Source organism: Neomegalonema perideroedes DSM 15528, assembly GCF_000374145.1.
Taxonomy (GTDB): domain Bacteria; phylum Pseudomonadota; class Alphaproteobacteria; order Rhodobacterales; family Rhodobacteraceae; genus Neomegalonema; species Neomegalonema perideroedes.
This window is the reverse complement of the sequence record NZ_KB893653.1, coordinates 1,264,403-1,284,568: the sequence shown is the minus strand read 5'-3', so window position 1 is coordinate 1,284,568 and position 20,166 is coordinate 1,264,403. Positions and strand designations below refer to the sequence as shown.

The window sequence follows — 20,166 nt, the reverse complement described above, 5'->3', positions numbered from 1 at the left end:
CGCGCCGGACGAATCCGGCGCGGATCTTCAACCGACGCATCTTCCCCAGCCCTGCGGCCTCGCCGGAGCTTCAAGAAGCCTGCGCCTCCAGCCGCGCGAGGCTTTCCGCACGGCCCAAAACTTCCATGACCTCGAAAACGCCCGGAGAGACGCTGCGTCCCGTCAGGGCGGCGCGCAGAGGTTGCGCAATTTTGCCGAGCTTCATCCCCTCCGCCTCGGCATAATCTTTCACGGCGCTTTCCAAATTCTCCGCTGTCCATTCGCTAACATGCTGCAAAAGCGAAGTCAAACGGGCGATGCGCGCTTTCGCCTCGGGGGAGAGCAGGGCCGCGGCTTTTTCGTCTAGGTCCAAGGGCCTGTCTTTCAAGACATATCCGGCTGAATCCTCCAGATCCGCCAGCGTGCGGGCCCGCTCTTTGAGCCCCGACATGGAGCGCAGGAGGAGTTCGCGTTTCCCGGCGGGAATCGGCGCTTCGCCGCGCAGGGCGCGCAGCTCCTCGACGGCCTGAACCAGCCGCTCGTCCTCGGCGGCGCGGATATGGCGGGCGTTCAGATCCTCCAGCTTGGCGAAGTCGAAGCGCGCCGGAGATTTGCCGAGCGACTCGAGATTGAACCACTCCATCGCCTGCGCGGTGGAGAAGAATTCGTCGTCGCCGTGGCTCCAGCCGAGCCGCGCGAGGTAATTGCGCATGGCCTCGGGCAGATAGCCCATGTCGCGGTAATTCTCGACCGCCGGGGCGCCGTGGCGCTTGGAGAATTTCGCGCCGTCCGGCCCATGGATCAGCGGCACATGGGCGAATTCCGGCAGATCCCAGCCCATCGCCTTATACACGAGGCTCTGGCGGGCGGTGTTGGTCAGATGATCCACCCCGCGCATGACGAGGTTCACGCCCATGTCGTGGTCGTCGACCACCACGGCGAAGTTATAAGTCGGGTCGCCGTCCGAGCGCAGGATGATCATGTCGTCCAGCTGCTCGTTCTGAATCACGACCTCGCCCTGAACATGGTCCTGAATCACGGTCGCGCCCTCGCGGGGAGCCCGGATGCGCACCGCCCAAGGCTTGTCGGCGGGCCAATCCGCAGGCTTGGCGTCGCGCCAGGGGCTGTCGAAGCGCTGAGGACGGCCCTCGGCTTTGGCGGCCTCGCGGGCGGCGTCGATCTCCTCAGGCGGAGAATAGCAGCGATAGGCCGCGCCTTTCTCCAGAAGCTCGCGGGCCGCCGCCCGATGGCGCTCGACGCGGGAATATTGCGAAACCGCCTCGCCGTCCCAGTCCAGACCGAGCCATTTCAGACCGTTGAAGATGGCCTCCGTGGCCTCGGGCGTGGAGCGGGCGCGGTCGGTGTCTTCGATGCGCAGGAGGAATTTGCCGCCCCGCCCTCGCGCGTAGAGCCAGTTGAAGAGGGCCGTCCGGGCGCCGCCGATATGCAGATAGCCCGTAGGCGAAGGCGCGAAACGGCAGACGAGCGGCGAAGAAGCGGCGGTCATGACGGAATTTCCTCAAGGGTTGGTCCGGGGGTCTTATCGCCGCAGGGCGGGCGCGTAAAGAGGGCGGCCGAGGCTCCGCGGGCGGGATCAGAGCGCTTCCGGCAGGATGACGCCGGGATTCAGAATCCCCAGAGGATCCAGAGCCCCCTTGATCCGACGGATCATCGCCATCTTCGCCGGATCGGCGGTGCGGGCCAATTCCTGCGCCTTGAGCCGCCCGATTCCATGCTCCGCGCTGATCGAGCCGCCATAGCTCAGGACGAGATCATGCACCGCCTCGCTGATCTCCCTCCAGCGGGCGAGGAAGGGGGCTTTCTCCGCGAGGCTCGGCGGCAGCACGTTATAATGCAGATTGCCGTCGCCCATATGCCCGAAGGGGCAAGGCCGGGCGCCCGGCGCGAGGCGCTCGATCAGCGCGGCGGCCTGCTCCAGAAACTCCGGGATGCGGCGCGGCGGCAAAGAGACGTCATGTTTGATTCCGCCGCCCTCCAGCTTCTGAGCCTCGGAGAGGCTTTCGCGCAAGCGCCAGAGGGCCTGACGCTGGGCCTCGCTGGCGGCGACGGCGGCGTCCGTGATCTCTCCGGCCTCCCAAGCGGCGCCGAAAGCCGCTTCGAGCGCCTCGGCCACAGGCTCGGGCCGCGCGCCGGAGATCTCCACCAGCGCCATCCAAGGCGCCGGAGCCTCCAAAGGCGAAGTCGTTCCCGGATTGAATCGCAAAGAGAGATCCAGACCGAAAGCGGGCATGAGTTCGAAAGCCGAGACCGCGCCGTCGCTGGCCGCCTGAGCCCGCGCCAGAAGCGCCAGACCCGCCGCCGGAGAAGCCAGAGCCGCGAATCCCGTCGCCCAAGCCCTCGGACGCGGAAAGAGCTTCAGCGTCGCCGCCGTGACGATCCCCAAAGTCCCCTCGGCGCCGATGAAGAGATGGCGCAGATCATAGCCCGTGTTGTTCTTGCGCAAAGGCGAGAGCCCGTCCCAGATCTCGCCTTGGGCGGTGACCACCTCCAGCCCGAGGCAGAGATCCCGCGCATTGCCGTAGCGCAGGACTTGCACGCCCCCGGCGTTGGTCGAGAGGATCCCGCCCACCGTGCAGCTGCCCTCCGAGGCGAGGCTGAGCGGAAAAAGCCGGTCCTCGGCCTCGGCGGCGGCCTGAGCGGCGGCGAGAGTCGCCCCCGCCTCCAGCGTCATGGCCTCGTCGGCCCGCGAGACGGAGCGCAGGCGGTTCAGGCGCTCCAGAGACAGGAGGACCGGCGTCGGGCCCGCAGGTTTGACCTGCCCGCCCACCAGACCCGTGCCGCCGCCCCACGGCACGATCCCGACTCGCGCCCCGGCGCAGAGCCGCACCAGATCGGCCGCCTGTTGCGTCGAGTTGGGACGCGCGACCAGCGCCGCCTTGCCTTGATACAATCCGCGCGGCTCGGTCAGATAGCCTGCGGCCTCGGCTCCGGCGCGCCACCCCGCATCGCCGAGCAGGCTTTTCGCGGCGGAGAGGAAATCCTCGGTAGGCTCGCACAAATTCATGAGTTCCATTCCTCATTTGGGAAATTCAAAGGCTTGCAGCCGCGTCGTTCAGATATGACGTTTACAAATCATCATCTGAAGCGTTTCATTTTGGGGGGAGGCCACGGGAAGATCTTTCCATTCCCGCCCGATCATGGCAAGATCACGGCGTTTTTCGGCACAAAGCTTGCGAAGGCTCGGGAAAGGCTTCTCGTAAAAGCATCGGAAAACGTCTGATCTTGGGGCAGAACGAGCATGAGACACCCGAAAACGCGCGCGCTCTATGATTATTGGAACGCCCTCCGCGACGGCCGTCTGGCCCCTGGACGCAACGAGGTCGATCCACGAGAGATCGCCCCGCTGCTCGACAGCACGTTTATCCTCGAAGTGCAGAACGCCGACAACATCCGTTTCCGCCTCGCGGGGACGCGGCTCTGCGAAGCCTTCGGGATGGAGCTGCGCGGCATGAGCGCTCTGGCGCTCTGGCATGGCGAGGACCGCGCCAAGGTGCGCGACCTCATCCTGCGGGTGGTCAGCGGCCCGACCATCGGCCATGTGGCCTGCACGGTGGAGAATCGCGGCGGCTTCGTCTACAGCGCCGAATTCCTCTATATGCCGCTCCGCTCCGACCGCGACGAACTGACGCGCATCCTCGGCTGCGGCTATTACATGGGCGAGGAGCGCGCCTTCGCCAACGTCTACGACCCCATCCATCACTGGGTCGACGCGGTGAATCTCTATCCCATCGATTCGGACGAGGCCGCCGAGGATCTCCCGGCGCAGCGGCTCTTCACGCGCCCCGGCCCCGCCGCCGCGCCCGAGCAAGCCAGACGCGACCCCTTCCGCGCGCCCCCGCCGCGCGATCCCGCGCGCGATCCTTTCCGGGGCTCGCCGCCTTTCCGCGCGCTCCAGAGCGCCCCGGTGCTGACCGCCATCGACGGCGGACGCAAGCCGGGCGGCCTCAGGCCTTTCCGCCTCGAAGAGGGCGACGGCGCCGCGAAGGACTCCGCGCTGCGGGATCGCGGCCATCTGCGGCTCGTGAAGTCCGACGCGGTCTGAGCCCGCGCCCCGACTCGGCCCAGAGGGCGGATTCCGGTCCGCCCTGCGCCAGAGCGACCAGCAGCGCCAGAACGCCTTTGCGGGCCGCTTCGGCCTGACGCAGGCGGTCGGCCTCCAAAGCCCCCAGAGCCGCCGCCTCCGCCGCTTCATGCGCGGTCTGGGCGGCGTGGAGGGCCGAGGCCGGAGGCCGCGCGGCCGTCTCCTTCGAGAGCGGCGCGCGCATGGCGAGCCGCGAATCGCGCCCCGCCGCCTCCTGACGTCCCGCCGCGCCTTCGGCGTGGCAGGCTCCCCCCATGAGGCTCCCGAGGGCCGCCGCGACGCCTAGCCGCCGCAGGCTCTTCGGGAGGAATCTTATGAAACGGATCATCCCCCGTCCTCCATCTTTCGGACAGGATAGGGCGGCGCCTCCTCGCGGATTCTGAAGACCCGCGCGGAATTTACGGAGAATTTTACAGGATCGCCCTAGGGCCTCTTCGCCGGTCGCGCGATTTCTCCGAAAAGTCTTTCAAAATTTTCGGATCGCGCTCTAGGGCCGCGCCGACTCCACGGCCTTCAGCGTCACCTCGACCTCGCGCTTCTCGCGCAGAGGCGCGCGGAAGAAATAATGCGCCGTCTCGCGCGGGCCGATCTGAGGCTTCTCCTCCAGCGGCCCCATATAGACCTCCGCCGCCAAGGCGCCTTGCGCGTCGCGCAGAGTCGCCTTGATCCGGGGCGTCCGATGGGGCTTGACGTCGAGATTCGCCAGACTGGCCGAAATGATCACGAAGCGCGGCGCGCCCGCCGCCGCGATCTCCTCCTCGGCGGGATCCTCATAGGAATACATCGCGTCGACCACGCTGAAATGGCGGCCCTCGAAGCCGCCGGAGCCTCCGCCGCCGAGCGCCCCCGCGCCCAAGCCCACCGCCGCCCGATAGGATTCGAGCGCCGGCGCCAAAGCCGGCGCCCGCGCGGCCAATTGCGGCGCGAAGGCGTAGGCCCCGGCCAGAACCGCCACCAGAGCCCCCAATCCCGCGAAGAGCCAGCCCGTCAGCTTGCCGTCGCCTCCGGCGCGGGCGGCGCCGGGCGGCGCGGGCGCCGCCTCAAGATTCGCGGCGGCGGCGCTCGCGGCGACGGCCCCGGGCTGAAACCAGGCCTTGCCGCAAGAGGAGCAGCGCACCCGTCTTCCGCGCGGCGGGAAGAGGGAATCATCCACCATGAAGCGCGCGCGGCATTCCGGACAGGAGACGATCATAGGCGAAACCCCTTTCGCGCTCGGGAGTCCATCCGGATTCCGCAGCGCGACCGCTTGCCCGGACGGAGAATTTTAAATAGCGTCCGCCGCACGCCGCGCCAAGCGCGCCGCCGCGCGCGAAAGTGGAGTCCCGCCTTGATTCAGTTTGAAAATGTCGGTTTTCGCTATGGACGGGGCGCGGAGATCCTGCGGGATCTGAACTTCAGGTTAGGATCGGGCTCGCTGCATTTCCTCACCGGAGCCTCCGGAGCGGGCAAAAGCTCGCTCTTGCGGATGCTCTATCTCGAATCAGGACCGACCCGCGGCCGCTTCACCATTTTCAACCGCGACGCCTCCACCCTCTCGCGCGACGAATCGGCTTGGTTCCGCCGCCGCATCGGGGTGGTGTTTCAGGATTTCCGCCTGCTCGACCATCTCACGGCCGCCGAAAACGTGGCTTTGCCGCTGCGGGTGCAGGGCGCGCGGCCCAGCGGCTACCGCGACAACGTGACCGAGATGCTCGAATGGGTGGGGCTCGGCCATAAGATCTACGCCCGCCCGCCGGAGCTTTCGGGCGGCGAGAAGCAGCGTCTGGCCATCGCGCGGGCGGTGGTGGCCTCGCCGGATCTGATCCTCGCCGACGAGCCCACGGGCAGCGTCGATCCGGAGATGGCCGAGCGCATCATGCGGCTGTTTCTGGAGATGAACCGCATCGGCAAAACCGTGCTCATCGCCACCCACGACGTGAGCCTCGCCGCGCGCTACGGCGCGCCCATCCTCAAGCTGGTGGACGGCGCCTTCGCCGTCTGACCTCCTTCCGGGGATCTTCCCGGAACCGCCTCAGGAGCCGCCTATGGGAGCCCTCACGAAGCCACGCCGCAGCGCGCTCATCCCGCCCGACGCGGGAGGAGGCTGGCTGATGGCCGCCATCGTGGGGGCTTTGGCCTTCGTGGCCTGCCTGTCTCTGGCGGCGGCGGTGGGGGCTTCGCGGGCGGCGGATCTCTGGTCGGACGGGCTGGCCACCGCCGCGACGGTGCGCGTCTCGGCCCTCGACGAGGGCGCCGATTCCCGCGTCCAGACCGCCTTGCGGCTGCTCGGCGAGACGCCGGGCGTCCAGAGGGCGCGGGCGCTCACGCGCGAGGAGGTGGCGGATCTGCTCAAGCCTTGGTTCGGCGAGGGCGGCGACATCGACATTCTGCCCGCTCCGCGCGTGATCGAAGTGACTTTGGACCCTTCCTCTCCGCCGGATCCCGGCGTGATGCAGGCCCGGCTCGACGGCGCCCAGCTTCAGGCGACCTATGACGGCCACGACGTCTGGCGCGGACGCGCCGCCGCCGCCGCCCGCGCGGTGCGCGTCACGGCGATCTGCATGCTGGCGGCGGTTCTGGCGGCCATGCTGGCGGCCATCGTCTCCTCGGTGCGGGGGGGCATGGGCGCTCAGCGCCATGTGATCGCCGCGCTGAGGCTGTCGGGCGCCGAGGATCGTTTCGTGGCGGCCATTTATCAGAGGCGCTTTTTGATTTTAGGCGGGCTCGGGGCTTTGATCGGGGTGGGGCTGGGCGTGGGGGTGGTCGTCGCCTTCGCGCGGGCGGCCCATCTGCGCGGACTCGCGCCGGGACTCGAGATTCCAAGCTGGTGGCCCTTCGCCGCCGCAGGCGTGGTGCTGGCGGCGGCGCTGGCCGCCATGCTCGCCGCCCGAGCCGCCGCCTTCGCCGCCTTGCGCCGGGAGAGCTGACATGCTGCGGATCCGTTCGATCGTCTTCGACATTCTCTTTTACGGCTGGATGCTGATCTTCGGCGTGATCATGTCGCCGCTGGCGGCGGTCTCGCGCGACGGCACTTATTGGGTGATGAAGAGCTTCTCGCGCCACAGCTTCTTTCTGCTGCGGGTCATCTGCGGCGTGCGGGTGGAGTTTCGCGGGACGCCGCCCTCGCCCGGCGAGGAGGTGGTGGTGGCCAGCAAGCATCAGTCCCTCCTCGACATCATGATGCTGATGGAGGCTCTGCCGCGCGGCAAATACGTGATGAAGAAGGAGATCATGTGGACGCCGATCTTCGGCTTCTACGCCTATCGCACCGGCGCCGTTCCGGTGGACCGCTCCAAAGGCCGGGAGGCCCTTGAGAAGATGAACGACCGCCTCGGCGATCAGCGGGGCGAAAAAGGCCAGATCGTGATCTTTCCGCAGGGCACCCGCGTGCCTCCGGGAGTCAAGGCGCCCTATAAGATCGGGGCGGCGGTGCTGACGAGCCGCTTCAATCTGCCCTGCGTTCCGGCGGCGACCAACGTCGGGCTCTGCTGGCCCAAGCGCGGACCGAAGCGTCCGGGCGTGGCGGTGCTGGAGTTTTTGCCCGAGCGCATCCAGCCGGAAGGGACTCCCTCCGAGCTTCTCGCGCGCATCGAGGCCGTGGTCGAAACCGCCTCCGAGCGTCTGAGGCTCGAAGGCGAGATCGAACAGCGCCGGATCGCCGACAAGCTGACCTGATCAGCCGATCAGCCCGGCGAATTCCTCGGGATCGGCGAGCCCCGCCTGACGGCAGGCCGCCACGACCGCATTATGCATCAGACAGGCGATGGTCATCGGCCCCACGCCGCCCGGCACCGGCGTGATCGCCCCCGCGACCTGCGCGGCCGAGGCGAAATCCACGTCGCCGACGAGCCGCGTCTTGCCGGAGACGCCCCCTGAAGCCTCTGGCGGCAGGCGGTTGATGCCCACGTCGATCACCGTCGCGCCGGGACGCAGCCAATCGCCCTTGACCATCTCGGGACGCCCCACCGCCGCCACGAGGATCTCGGCGCGGCGCAGAACCTCGGGCAGATCCTTCGTGCGGGAATGGGCGATGGTCACGGTGGCGTTCTCGCGCAGCAGAAGCTGCGCCATCGGCGCCCCCACGATCCGCGAACGCCCCAGAACCACCGCCTCCTTGCCGGACAAATCGCCCAGATGCGCCTTAAGCAGCATCAGAGAGCCGAGCGGCGTGCAGGGAATCAGCCCCGCCCGCCCTCCAGCGCCCCCCAGCGCCAGAGCCGCCACGTTTTGCGGATGAAAGCCGTCCACGTCCTTGGCGGGGTCGACGCGGGCGAGGATCGCGTCCTCGTCGAGGCCCTTGGGCAACGGAAGCTGGATCAGAATCCCGTGAACGTTCGGATCGGCGTTGAGCTCGTCCACCACGGCGGCGACCTCGGCCTGAGAGGCCGTCGCCGGAAGGATGCGCTCGATGGAGACCACCCCGAGCGCCTTGGCCGTCTTGCCTTTGCTGGCCACGTAGACCTGGCTCGCCGGGTCCTCGCCGACCAGAACCACCGCCAGAGCAGGCGTCGGGCCCCGCTCCGCCTTGAGCCGCGCCACAGCCTTCTCCACCCGCGCGCGTACACTCTCCGCGAAGGATTTTCCGTCAATGATCTGAGCCGTCATGATTCGCTCCGCTCCGGGATCTCAGCGGGCCGCAGGGGGCTCGCCCCAAGGCGCCATGGCGGCCACGCTCGGGCGGCCGCGAACATCGTCGCGCCCATTTACCTTGTTTTTCAGCCGTGTCATGCACATAAAATCGAGCCCTCGCAGAGGCGCGACGGCCTCGCCGCATCCCGCCCTCCCAGACGGAGCCCGCCGCATGACCTTCCGCCGCACCTTCCGCCAAGCCGGACTCGCCTGCGCGCTCGGCGCTCTGACGGCGGGTTGCGCCAGCTTCATGGATCCGGGCGGGCCCGCTCCGGCCGCCGAAGCCGCGACGACCGATTCCGCCGCGGACCCGGCTCTGGTCGCGGCCTCCCTCAGCGCCGCGGAGGCCGCCGCCGCCTCGCCGCTGGTGGACGCCTCCGCGCCCGAACAGCCTCAGGGCTTCCGCTCGATTCTCGGGCGGGTGACGAGCTGGTTCACCGGAGAAGAAGAGCGCCCGGTGATGAATCTGCCCCGGCTCAGCTCGGTCGAGGGCGTGCTCTATGAAATCGAGGTCAAGGGGCTCGAAGAGGGCGACGCCGCCGAAAACGCGCGAATCAAAGGACTGATCGAGGCCGCCACCCGGCTTTACCGCATGCAGGACCGGCCTCCGGCCAGCCTTCCGCTGCTGCGTCGGCGCGCGGAGGCGGATAAGGAGATCATCGAACGCATCCTGAAGTCGGAGGGCTATTACAAGGGCCTCGCCGAGGTGCGGATCTACGCCGACGGCCGCGCGCCCGACGAAGAGGCCGCGCCGCAAACCGGCTACGACCTTCTGCTGGAGCGCGAACGCGAAAGAGCCGAAGCCGAACAGCCTCAGCCCGATCTTCGCCCTCTGGCGGTGATCGAGGTCGAGAAAGGCCCGCTTTTCCTCATCGAGAAACATGACTTCGTCTTCACGCCCCCCCCTTCGGAGGCTGAAATCCTCTGGGCGATGGAGGAGGCCGAGGCGCAGCGCCATGTGGGCGGCCCCGCGCGCGGCGCCGAAGTGGCGGGCGCGGAGAGCCGCCTCGTCGGGACTTTCCAGAACTCCGGCAATCCTTGGGCGAAGCAGTCGGGCCGCGAGGCCGAAGCCGATTGGGACGACGACCGTCTGCGCGTGACCACCGACGTCTCGCCCGGCCCCTACGCCGTCTATGGCGAGACCACCGTCTCGGGCCTGACCAGCGTCGAGCCGGATTACGTGCTGCAATTCCCCACATGGGCCGAGGGCCATCCGGTTTCGCGGGCCGAAATCGCCGAGGTCGGGCGCGAGCTGACCGCCTCGCGGCTGTTCAAGGCGGTGAGCCTGCGCATCGCCGAGGATCCGCCCGAAGCGCAATACGTCGTCGCGCCGGTGAGCATCGAAGTGGAGGAGGCGCCGCATCGCACCATCGGCGGCGGCGTGAAATACTCCACCGTCGACGGGCCGGGCGCGCGGGTCTTCTGGCAGCACCGCAATCTTCTGGGGCGCGGCGAGCAATTCGGCGTCACGCTCGACGGCTCGCTCAAGAAGCAGAGCCTCGATCTGACCTTCCGCAAGCCGCGCTTTTACCACCGCAACCGCGACCTCGCGGCCGAGCTGGAGATCTATCACGAGGACACCGACGCCTATGAAGCCTTCGCGGCGGAAGGCGGCGTCGGAATCTCTCAGATCCTCACCGAGCATTGGCGCGGCTCGGCGGGGCTCGCCTTCGAGGTGGCCCGCGTCGAGCCCCCCAACGCGCCCCATGAATGGAGCTATCTGCTCGGCGCCCCGGTCTCGCTGAGCTTCGACGACACTAATGATCTGCTGGATCCGACCCGCGGCTTCCGCCTCGGGGTGGCCGCGACGCCTTGGGGCGGCGTCTATAAAGGCGACGCCACCGCCTTCCTCTCCACCGACGCCACGGCCTCGGCCTATTACGCCGTGGATTCGGACGGGCGCTTCGTCCTCGCCGGGCGTCTGCGCGGCGCGGCCATCTTCGCCGGAGGCCCGGATAAAGTCCCGCCGACCCGTCAGCTCTATATGGGCGGCGGCGGCTCTCTGCGCGGCTATTCGCTGAAATTCGCCAATCCGCTGGACGCAAACGGCGATCCCGTCGGCGGCCTGACCCTCGGCGAGGCGGCTCTGGAGCTGCGCGCCAAGGTCACGGAGAACATCGGCGTGGTGCCCTTCGTGGAGGCGGGAATCGTCGGGCGCGACCTCTTCAGCGATTTCGACGACATCCGATTCTCGGCGGGCCTCGGGCTTCGCTATTACACGGCCATCGGGCCGATCCGCCTCGACGTCGCCGTGCCGCTCGACCCGCGTCCGCAGGACGACCGGTATCAACTTTACTTCAGCATCGGGCAGGCCTTCTGATGACCCAGCGACAGACGATCCTGCGCTCAGGCGCCGCCGGCCTCGCGCTCAGCCTGAGCCTCGGCTGGACCACTCCCGCCTCCGCCTTCCTCGACACGGAAGGCGCCTGGAACGACGTGCTGCAATTCGCCGTGCGCCAGATCAACGCGCCGGGCGAATTCGAGATCGAGCTTGGGCGCGTCACGCGGCCCGAGGACGGATTCGCCCGCATCGAGACTCTGAGCCTCAAAGACGGCGACGGCGAATGGGTCACGGCCAAGGGCATCGTCATCGACTGGCGGGTGCGCTCGCTCCTGCGGGCGCGCTTCAACTTCCAGACCCTCAGCGCCGAGGAAATCAACGTCCTGCGCGCGCCCATCGGGCGCGGCGATCCGCCGGGCGAAGAGGCTCAGGTCTCCTTCGCATGGCCGCGGCCTCCGACCAGCCTGACCATCGACAAGCTGCGCATCGACAAGCTGACCGTCAGCGACAAGCTGGCGCCTCAGGCGCTTCAGGCCAAGGTGGAGGGCTCCTTTTCGGACGTCGGCGACGACCAGACCGCCAGCCTGACCGTCACCCGCACCGACGGGCGGCGCGGCGAATTCAAATTCTCCGGCGATCTCGATTTCGACGAGGGGAAGGCCAAGCTCTCGCTTGCGGCCTCGGAGCAGGCGGGGGGGCTGGTGGCCACGGCGGCGGGGCTGCCCGCCGGACAGGACGTGGAGCTGACCTTCACCGCCGACGGCGGATTCGAAAGCCTGCCCTTCCAGATCGGCGGCCGCATCGGCGAGATGGGCGCGGCCACGGGCGAGGGCTCGGTGGCTTTCCGGGGTCCGCCCGCCGTGACCTTCTCGGGCGCCATCGCCCCGGACGAACGCGCCTCCGCCACTTGGCGGCGCGCTCTGGGCGAGCGCTCCACCCTGACCTTCGACGGCCGCCAGACCGCCAATGGCGGCTATGAGCTGAACGCCTTCCGCGTCGAGAGCCCCATTCTGGAGGCCGAAGGCGCGGGCGTCCTCTCGCCGGGCTCCAGCGATTCGGCGCTGAAGATCTCTTGGCGCGCCCGCGACGTGGCCGCCTTCAACGCGGTGATCGCCCCCACCCGCTTCACCGCCATGCAGGGCGAAGCCGAGATCACCGGCGACCTCAAAGCCCCGACGGCCCATATCGACGCGGTGGTCGAGGGGCTGCAAGGCGATTTCGGCGCGGTGGGCCGCATCGGGCTGAAGATCGACGCCGCCCCGCCCGCCGGAGCCTCGGCGCCCGCCGGAGGCGGGATCGCGGATTCCCGCTTCACGGCGCAGATCGGCGCGACGGGCTTCGCGCCCAAAGACCCCGCCTTGCTGGAGGCCCTCGGCGCCGAGCCGACCCTTGATCTGCGAGGCCAATGGCGCGCGGCGCAGTCCGTCGCGGCCATCGAGGCCCTGACTCTGCGCGCCGAGGGCCTCCAGATGGACGGCCAAGGCGCCTTCGACGTCGGGACCAAGCTTTTCGACGGAAGCCTGACCGGCGTTTCGCAGCAGATCGCGCCTTTCGCGCGTCTGGCGGGGATCGATCTGAGCGGCGCCGCCGACTTCAATCTGACCGTGGAGAAGGCGGGCGCCGAGGGCGTCCATGCGCTTCAGCTCGAAACGGGCCTGCGCGGGCTGGATTCCAGCGATCCCAATATTAAGGCGGCGCTCGGCGAAGAGGCGACCATCACGCTGGACGTGGCGGAATCCTCTCCGGGGGTGATGCGCGTCGCGAAGGGCGGCATCTCCTCGGCCTCTCTGGCGGCGGATTTCTCCGGCGAGATTTCTCCGGCGCAGGACCGCGTGGACCTCGCCATCGACTGGCGCGTGACCGATCCTCAGGCTTTGGCGGGCTTCGCGCCCGGCCTGAGCTTCGCGGCGGCGGCGGGTCAGGCGGCGGTGACGGGAACGCTCTCCGAGCCGCAATTCCGCACCACCGCGCAGGTGGACGATCCGAAATTCCAGCAATACGGCGCCCTCTCCGTAGCGCTGGAGGCCGAGGGCCAGACCCGCAAGGATAGGCGCGCGCCTTTCAGCTTCACCGCCGAGATCCGTCAGCCCGACCTCGGCGACCCTAACCTGACCTCTCTGGCGGGCGAGACGCCGCGTCTAGAAGGGCGCGGAATCCATGACATGGCGACGGGCCTTCTCACGGTGGATGAGATCAAGGCCGCCCTCGCCGCAGGCGAAGCGACCATCTCGGGCGAGGCGAACCTCACCGAGCGCGCCGTCAATATGGATCTGACGGCGGATCTGCCGGATCTGGCGGTCTTCTCGGCTCTGGCGCCGGAGCCCGTTTCGGGCTCGGGCCGCCTGACCGTCGAGGCGCGCGGCTCGCTCGACGCCCCGAGGATCAACCTCGACCTCGCGGCTCAGGCCCCCCGCTACGGGAAATATGGCGCGGATGAAGCCTCGCTGAAGGGATCGGCGACTTTGCGGCCTTCGGGCGCCCTGCCCTTCGACCTGAATCTGGCGCTGAACCGCCCGAGCCTCGGCGACGAGGCCCTCGAAGAAACCATCGGCCCCAATCCCACCTTCTCGCTGGAGGGCTCTTTCGATCCGGCGGCGCAGAAGCTGAATTTCGCCTCCTCGCATCTGACGGCGGCGCCGGGCGAAATCCTCGTCAAGGGCGAGGTGGACCTCGCCGGGCGCGAAATGGACCTCGAACTCGACACCGAGGGGCTGAACCTCGCGAGCCTCTCCCCCTTGGCGGGCGGCGCGGAGATGGGCGGCGAAATCCGCGCCTCGATCAGCCTCGCGGGCGCCTTCGACAAGCCGATGATCGGCGTGAAGGGCGGCGGCGTCGACATCTTTTATGAGCAATACCGCCTTTCCGAGCTTGAGGTCGAATATGGCCCCACGCCCCGCGCCGACGGCGGATTCCCCTTCACCGCCACCGCCGCGCTCGACGGCGCGCCGCTGGACGACCCCAATCTGCGGCGCGTGCTCGGCGGCAAGCCGCGCATCCGGGCGACGGGCTCCTTCAATCCGGAGACGGGCCGGGTGGCGCTGGATTCCGCCCGCGTCACCGCCGCCGTCGGGCAGATCGACCTCAAGGGCCGCATCGAGACCAAGGCCCAGACCCTCGACGTGACCTTCGACGCCGACGTCAAGAACCTCGCCTTGCTCTCGGGCTATGCGGGCGGCGATCTCAGCGGCGCCTTCAAAGGCTCAGGCTCGGCCAAGGGCTCCTTCACGCAGCCGAGCGTCGCGCTGAAAGGCGAGGCGACGAAATTCGCCTTCGACGGGCGCGGCGCGGATCGCGCGACCCTGACCGCCACAGCCGCGCCGCAAGCGAACGGCGCGCTGAATTTCGAAGCGGATCTGAAAATCGCCGGGCCGAACCTCGGCGACGAGGCGCTTGAAGCCCTGCTCGGCGATCCCTCCGTGACCACGAAGGGCTCCTTCGATCCGGAGAGCGGCCTTCTGCGCCTGACCTCCACGCATCTGGAGACCGCCATGGGCGGGGCCGACCTCTCGGGGACGGTCAACGCCAAGACCATGGCTCTGGATCTGCGCTTCGCCGCCGATCTCGACGACATCGCGCCGCTTTCCGCCAAGGCGGGCCAGCGGCTCGGCGGGGCGCTCAAGGCCGAGGGCCGTCTGACGGGCGAGGTCTCCGCGCCGCGTCTGCTCTTCGACGCCACGGGCGAAAACCTCGTCTTCGACCGCTATGGCGCCCAGGATCTGACGATCTCGGCCCGCACCACGCCCGGCTCCGGCGGCGTGGTCTCCTTCGAAGCCGAGGTCGAGGCGCGCGGCCCCCTGCTCGGCGATCCGCAGCTTGAGGCTTTGCTCGGCGACGTGGCTTTGAAGACGGTCGGCAGCTTCAATCCCTCCTCGGGTCTTCTGCGCCTCGAAACCGCCGAGGCGGTCACGGGCGCGGGCTCGGCCAAGGTCTCTGGCCGCTACGGGACCAAGGACCAGAGCCTCGCGCTGGATTTCGACGCCGACATCCGCAATCTGGCGCCTTTCTCGGGGCTGGCGGGCGAGACTCTGGCGGGCTCCCTCAAGGCCGAGGGCCGCGTGGAGGGCGAGATCTCCGCGCCGAAGGCGAGCCTCGCGGCTCAAGGCGAGGGCCTGCGCTACGGCGCTTACGGCGCGGCCGCTTTGGACGTGAATCTCTCCGCTGCGCCCAATGCGAACGGCGCCCTGAGCTTCACCGCGACGGGCGATGTTCGTTCGCCGCGCATCGGCGATCCGGAGCTTGACGCGCTGATCGGCGACGTGAAGCTCAACGCGCGCGGCAGCTTCAACCAGAAGACGGGCCTCCTGCGTCTGGAGCCCGGCGAGATCACGACCGGCCTCGGCGTGGCGAAGCTTTCCGGTCAGGTCGGGACCAAAGCCCAGACCCTCGCGCTGGATTTCGACGTGGACGCGCGGAATCTCGCGCCCTTCTCCCGCTTCGCGGGCGAGACGCTCGGCGGTTCGCTCAAGGCCGCGGGCCGCGTGGAAGGGAGCTTCACGGCGCCCAAGATCAATGCGACCGCCCAAGGCCAGAGCCTGCAATATGGGCAATACGGCGCGGCCTCGCTGAACCTCGACGTCTCCAGTTCGCCTGTGGCGGATGGAACCATGGGCTTCTCCGTGGCGGGCGATGTTCGTTCGCCGCGCATCGGCGATCCGCAGCTCGACGCCGCCATCGGCGACGTGACGCTGAACGCCAAAGGCTCCTTCAACCAAACGACGGGCCTGCTCAAGCTGGAGCCCGGCGAGATCTCGACGGGCCTCGGCTCGGCGCGGGCCTCGGGCTTCTTCGGGACCAAGGACCAGACCATCGGCCTCGACTTCAACCTGGACGCCCGCGACCTCGGGCCCTTGTCCGGTCTGGCGGGCGAGGCTCTGGGCGGAGCTTTGAAAGCCTCGGGCCGCGTCGAGGGCGGCCTCAAAGCGCCCCGCGTCAACGCCACGGCTGAGGCGCAAAGCCTGCAATATGGGAAATACGGCCTCGCGGGGCTGAATCTGAAGCTGACCAGCGCCCCCGGCGCCGATGGGACCATTCCCTTCAGCGTCGAGGCGCAAGCGGTTTCGCCGCGTCTGGGCGATCCTCAGCTTGAAGCGCTGCTCGGGAACGTGACGCTGAACGCTCAGGGAAGCTTCAATCCTGAAAGCGGCATGCTCCGTCTGGAGCCCGGCGAAGTCACGACTTCGGCGGTGGGTTCGGCGCGGGTCTCGGGCTTCTTCGGAACCAAAGACCAGACGCTCGGCCTCGATTTCAGCGCGAACCTCGCCAATCTGGCGCCTTTCTCCAGCCTCGCGGGCGAGACTCTCGGCGGCGCGATTTCGGCTTCCGGCCGCGTGGACGGCGGCCTCAAGGCGCCGCGCGTCAGCCTGACGGCCCAAGGCCAGAGCCTGCAATACGGCCAATACGCCTTGGCGGGCCTGAATCTGAAGGCCTCCAGCGCGCCCCAGCCGGATGGGACCATTCCCTTCTCGGTGGAGGCTCAGGCGGCCGGACCCCGCTTCGGCGATCCGCAGCTTGAGGCCTTGCTTGGGAACGTGAGCCTCAATGCTCAGGGAAGCTTCAACCCGACCACCGGCCTTCTGCGGCTGGAGCCCGGCGAGGTCTCGACGGGCGCGGGCGCGGCGCGGGTCTCGGGCTTCTTCGGAACCAAAGACCAGACGCTCGGGCTGGATTTCAGCGCCAATCTGGGGAATCTCGCGCCCTTCTCGGCTCTGGCGGGCGAGACGCTCGGCGGATCGCTTTCCGCTTCGGGCCGCGTGGAGGGGAGCCTCAAGGCCCCCAGCGTGAGCCTCGCGGCGCAGGGCCAGAACCTGCAATATGGGAAATACGGGATCGCGGGGCTGAATCTGAATCTCTCCGGCGCGCCTCAGCCGGACGGGACCATCCCCTTCACGGTTTCGGCTCAGGCGCGCGGCCCCCGCATGGGAGATCCGCAGCTCGACGCCCTGATCGGCGACGTGAACCTCAGCGCCAACGGCTCCTTCAACCCGACGACCGGCCTGCTCCGTCTGGAGCCCGGCGAGGCGACGGCGGGCCTTGGCTCGGCGCGGGTCTCGGGCTTCTTCGGAACCAAAGACCAGAGCCTCGGCCTCGATTTCAGCGCCAATATCGGCAATCTCGCGCCTTTCTCGCAGCTTGCGGGCGAGACGCTGGGCGGGGCCTTCTCGGCCTCGGGCCGCATCGACGGGACGATTTCCGCGCCGCGCCTCAACGCGACCGCTCAAGGCCAGAGCCTGCAATATGGCCAATATGGTCTGGCGGGGCTGAATCTGAACCTCTCCAGCTCGCCCCAGCCCGACGGCTCGATTCCCTTCAGCGCCCAAGCGCGGCTTTCGGGTCCGCGCATGGGCGATCCGCGCATTGAGCAGCTGCTCGGCGAGGCGAATCTTTCGGCGCAAGGCGCCTATAATCCCTCGACGCGTCAGCTTCTGCTGAACCCCGCCGAGGTTCAGATGGCGGCGGGGTCTCTGCGCGCCGCCGGACAAGTGGACCTCGCCAATCAGGCCATGGCCCTCGACGTGACGGCGGATCTGCCGAATCTCGCGCCGCTTTCGGGCTTCGCGGGGGCGCAGATCTCCGGCGCGGGCAAGCTCGACGCCCGGATCGAAGGCCCCTTCGCCGATCCCTCGGCGCGGGGCTCGGCGAGCCTGCGGGCTTTGGCCTATGACGGCCGCCCCATCGGCGACGCCCAAGCGCAATTCAATCTGACGCGCCTCGTCTCGGCGCCTCAGGGCGAGGCCAGCCTGAGCGCTCAGACTCCGCAGGGGCCTCTGACGGCCTCGGCGCGCTTCGCCTCGCAGAACGGACAGATCCAGCTGGATCATTTCCGCCTCGAAGGTCTGGGGCTCTTCGGAGAAGGCCGCCTGAACATGGCTTCAGGCGGACTCATGGAGGGCTCGGCTCTGCTGAGTTCGGCCAGCCTCGGGCCCATCGGCGCCTTGCTCGGCTATGAAGCCTCGGGCGCTCTGGACGCGAATCTCAGCTTCAGCGGCCAGACCGGACGTCAGACGATTCTGGCGCGCGGCGCGGCCTCGAATCTGCGGATCGCGCAGAACGGCGATTTCCTCGCGGGGATCACCAGCCTGAACTTCAACGCTCAGATCGACGACGCCTTCGGCGCGGATCCCTATGTTCGGGCCGACCTCGACGGCCAGCGTCTGGAGGCGGCGGGGATTCTGCTCACCGACGTGCGTTCGACCCTGCAAGGGCCGCTCTCCGATCTCGACGTGGCCTTCGACGGCACGGGCGACCTGCTCGACGAGGGCCTGCGCGAACTCGACAGCTTCAGCCTTCAGGCGCGGGTGAACGCGGCGGGCGGCTTCAAGGGCGTCACGCTGCACCGCTTCAACGGGCGGATCAGCGGCGAAGACCTCATGCTGGCGCAGGCGGTGGAGCTGCGTCCCACGGCGGACGGCGGCTTCGGCTTCCAGAACCTCGATCTGCGCCTCGGCGCTTCGGGGATGCTGGGCGGCTATCTGACCTACGCCCCGAGCGGCTCCTTCGGCCATCTGGTGCTGCATAACCTGCCTTTGCGGCTGCTGAGCCTCGCGGGGCTGCCCCCCGCCGAGGGCCATCTCTTCGGCGAGGCGCAGATGGATTCGCGCCAGAACTCGGGCAGCTTCAATCTGCGCACCGAGGGCATGACCATGATCGAGGCGGGCCTCAACTCGCCGATTCAGGCCGACGCCCAAGGCTCATGGTCGGGCGCGCAGCTCACCGCCGCGCTGACCATGACCAGCGCCAGCTTCCGCCAGCCGCTTCAGGCCAACGCCCGACTGACTCTGCTGCCGGGCGGCGGCATCCCCATGCCCGACCGCAACGGCCCGATTTCCGCGCAAGCCTCTTGGGCGGGCGACCTCGGCGAAGTCTGGCCGCTTCTGCCTCTGCCGGATCATCTGCTCTCAGGCTCGGCCACGCTTTCGGCCACGCTGGAAGGCTCTCTGGCGGCGCCGCGCACGGCGGGCGGCCTCCAGATCCAAGGCGGACGCTATGAGAATCTCGAATATGGCACGGTGGTTCAAAACCTCGGCGCCGACGCGACCTTCTCCGCCGACGGACGCCTGACGCTCACGGCTCAGGGGAACGACGGCTATGGCGGCCAGATCTCGGCCATGGGCTCCTATGTGCTGTCGAGCCGGGCTTTGGACGCGACCGTTCGGGTCAACCGCATGGCCGCCGCCCGGCGCGACGATCTGACGGCCATCGTCTCGGGCGAGGTCACGGCCCGGGGCGACGCCGCCTCGATCAACGTGAACGGGCGCATCGACAATGATTTTCTGGAATTCCGTCTGATCGGCGGCGGGGCTCCGAATCTCGTGGTGATCGAGGCGACTCCGGTGGGGCTCTCGGCGCCGCGCACGCCGCGCCGCGCCGCGGGAGCCGCGGCGGGGAACCAGAGGATCAACCTCAACCTCGTGGTGAACATCCCCGGCCAAGCCTATGTGCGCGGACGCGGGTTGGAATCCGAATGGGGCGGCCAGCTTCAGGTCACCGGCCATGCGGGCGCGCCCCGCGTGAGCGGCATGATCGAGAAGCGGCGCGGCTGGCTGGATCTCCTCGGGCGTCAGTTCGATCTGGAGATCGGCGAGGTGCGCTTCTCCGGCGATCTCGATCCCTACGTCACGGTGCGCCTCACCGCCGAAGCCAACGACATTCGCGGCTGGCTGCAGGTGGCGGGCTATTCCTCGGATCCGAAGATCTCCTTCGGCTCGGATCAGGGCCTGCCGGAGGAGGAGGTGCTGCCGCGCCTGCTCTTCGGACGCTCCAAGCAATCGCTCTCCGCGATTGAGGCGGCGCAATTGGCGGCGGGCGTGGCCACGCTCATGAGCGGGCGCCCCGGCGCCATGGACATGCTCCGCGACGTGGCGGGCGTGGACACTCTGCGCATCGAGGAGGGCGCGAACGGCGGCACGGCCATCTCGACCGGCAAATATATCGCCGACGGGGTTTTCGTGGGCGCGCGTCAGGATCTGGGCACGGGCGGCACCACCGCCCTCGTCGAGATCGAAACCTTCAGCAACATCGTCATCGACGCCGAAATCGGCGCCGAGGAGACCAAGGCCGGCATCAACTGGAAGATGGATTACTAAAGCGCTTTCCAGCGAAGCCGCTTCGGCTTCGCGTCGTGAAAGCGCGACAAAGCAAAGAATCAGAGCGTTTGAACGATCAGGATTGATCGGAAAGCGCTCTGATCCGCCCTCCG

Annotated in this window: 11 protein-coding genes; 6 read left to right on the top strand and 5 right to left on the bottom strand. The window is 68.4% G+C overall.

The window, feature by feature from the left end; all coding sequences use genetic code 11:
- Positions 1-70 precede the first annotated feature (70 nt).
- Together gltX and B161_RS0106040 are read right to left on the bottom strand one after the other, a co-directional pair.
- On the bottom strand, positions 71-1,486 hold the full coding sequence (gene gltX, locus B161_RS0106045) for a glutamate--tRNA ligase (protein ID WP_018632471.1): 1,416 nt from the start codon (positions 1,484-1,486) through the stop codon (positions 71-73).
- Between the two features lie 87 nt (positions 1,487-1,573).
- Complete coding sequence (locus B161_RS0106040; RefSeq protein ID WP_018632470.1) at positions 1,574-3,004, bottom strand: FAD-binding oxidoreductase; 1,431 nt, start codon at positions 3,002-3,004, stop codon at positions 1,574-1,576.
- Positions 3,005-3,238: 234 nt separating this feature from the next.
- Here B161_RS0106040 and B161_RS18685 point away from each other — a divergent pair, with 234 nt between their 5' ends.
- A complete protein-coding gene (locus B161_RS18685; protein ID WP_018632469.1) occupies positions 3,239-4,042 on the top strand; it encodes a PAS domain-containing protein in 804 nt (267 codons plus the stop codon).
- On the opposite strand, the gene B161_RS19150 is transcribed toward B161_RS18685, so the two are convergent.
- Positions 3,945-4,409, bottom strand: a complete 465-nt coding sequence (locus B161_RS19150) for a hypothetical protein (protein ID WP_026310226.1) — start codon at positions 4,407-4,409, stop codon at positions 3,945-3,947. The two genes, B161_RS18685 and B161_RS19150, sit on opposite strands and share 98 nt — an antisense overlap.
- 159 nt (positions 4,410-4,568) lie before the next feature.
- On the bottom strand, positions 4,569-5,273 hold the full coding sequence (locus B161_RS0106025; protein ID WP_018632467.1) for a zinc-ribbon domain-containing protein: 705 nt from the start codon (positions 5,271-5,273) through the stop codon (positions 4,569-4,571).
- Positions 5,274-5,408: 135 nt separating this feature from the next.
- Between B161_RS0106025 and B161_RS0106020 the strand changes: the two genes are divergently transcribed.
- From B161_RS0106020 to B161_RS0106010, 3 genes are read left to right on the top strand one after another with little or no spacing between them, the layout of a single operon-like run.
- The gene (locus tag B161_RS0106020) at positions 5,409-6,062 is read left to right on the top strand and encodes a cell division ATP-binding protein FtsE (RefSeq protein WP_018632466.1); all 654 of its coding nucleotides are present in this window, start codon (positions 5,409-5,411) and stop codon (positions 6,060-6,062) included.
- 43 nt (positions 6,063-6,105) lie between these two features.
- Positions 6,106-6,987 (top strand): cell division protein FtsX, encoded by an 882-nt coding sequence (locus B161_RS17010; RefSeq protein ID WP_018632465.1) that lies wholly within the window; start codon positions 6,106-6,108, stop codon positions 6,985-6,987.
- A 1-nt stretch (position 6,988) separates the two neighbouring features.
- Positions 6,989-7,735 (top strand): lysophospholipid acyltransferase family protein, encoded by a 747-nt coding sequence (locus B161_RS0106010; RefSeq protein WP_018632464.1) that lies wholly within the window; start codon positions 6,989-6,991, stop codon positions 7,733-7,735.
- On the opposite strand, the gene folD is transcribed toward B161_RS0106010, so the two are convergent.
- Positions 7,736-8,665, bottom strand: coding sequence for a bifunctional methylenetetrahydrofolate dehydrogenase/methenyltetrahydrofolate cyclohydrolase FolD (gene folD, locus B161_RS0106005; protein ID WP_018632463.1), 930 nt, complete (start codon positions 8,663-8,665; stop codon positions 7,736-7,738).
- 196 nt (positions 8,666-8,861) lie between these two features.
- Between folD and B161_RS0106000 the strand changes: the two genes are divergently transcribed.
- Together B161_RS0106000 and B161_RS0105995 are read left to right on the top strand one after the other, a co-directional pair.
- On the top strand, positions 8,862-11,009 hold the full coding sequence (locus B161_RS0106000) for an autotransporter assembly complex protein TamA (protein ID WP_018632462.1): 2,148 nt from the start codon (positions 8,862-8,864) through the stop codon (positions 11,007-11,009).
- Complete coding sequence (locus tag B161_RS0105995; RefSeq protein WP_018632461.1) at positions 11,009-20,053, top strand: translocation/assembly module TamB domain-containing protein; 9,045 nt, start codon at positions 11,009-11,011, stop codon at positions 20,051-20,053. Before B161_RS0106000 ends, B161_RS0105995 begins: the two co-directional genes overlap by 1 nt.
- Positions 20,054-20,166: the final 113 nt, after the last annotated feature.

Bases quoted from the DNA above. Each gene is read 5' to 3' on its own strand.
- gltX (WP_018632471.1), bottom strand. From the start codon at position 1,486: ATGACCGCCGCTTCTTCGCCGCTCGTCTGCCGTTTCGCGCCTTCGCCT.
- B161_RS0106010 (WP_018632464.1), top strand. From the start codon at position 6,989: ATGCTGCGGATCCGTTCGATCGTCTTCGACATTCTCTTTTACGGCTGG.
- B161_RS18685 (WP_018632469.1), top strand. From the start codon at position 3,239: ATGAGACACCCGAAAACGCGCGCGCTCTATGATTATTGGAACGCCCTC.
- B161_RS17010 (WP_018632465.1), top strand. From the start codon at position 6,106: ATGGGAGCCCTCACGAAGCCACGCCGCAGCGCGCTCATCCCGCCCGAC.
- B161_RS0105995 (WP_018632461.1), top strand. From the start codon at position 11,009: ATGACCCAGCGACAGACGATCCTGCGCTCAGGCGCCGCCGGCCTCGCG.
- B161_RS0106000 (WP_018632462.1), top strand. From the start codon at position 8,862: ATGACCTTCCGCCGCACCTTCCGCCAAGCCGGACTCGCCTGCGCGCTC.
- folD (WP_018632463.1), bottom strand. From the start codon at position 8,665: ATGACGGCTCAGATCATTGACGGAAAATCCTTCGCGGAGAGTGTACGC.
- B161_RS19150 (WP_026310226.1), bottom strand. From the start codon at position 4,409: ATGATCCGTTTCATAAGATTCCTCCCGAAGAGCCTGCGGCGGCTAGGC.
- B161_RS0106025 (WP_018632467.1), bottom strand. From the start codon at position 5,273: ATGATCGTCTCCTGTCCGGAATGCCGCGCGCGCTTCATGGTGGATGAT.
- B161_RS0106040 (WP_018632470.1), bottom strand. From the start codon at position 3,004: ATGAATTTGTGCGAGCCTACCGAGGATTTCCTCTCCGCCGCGAAAAGC.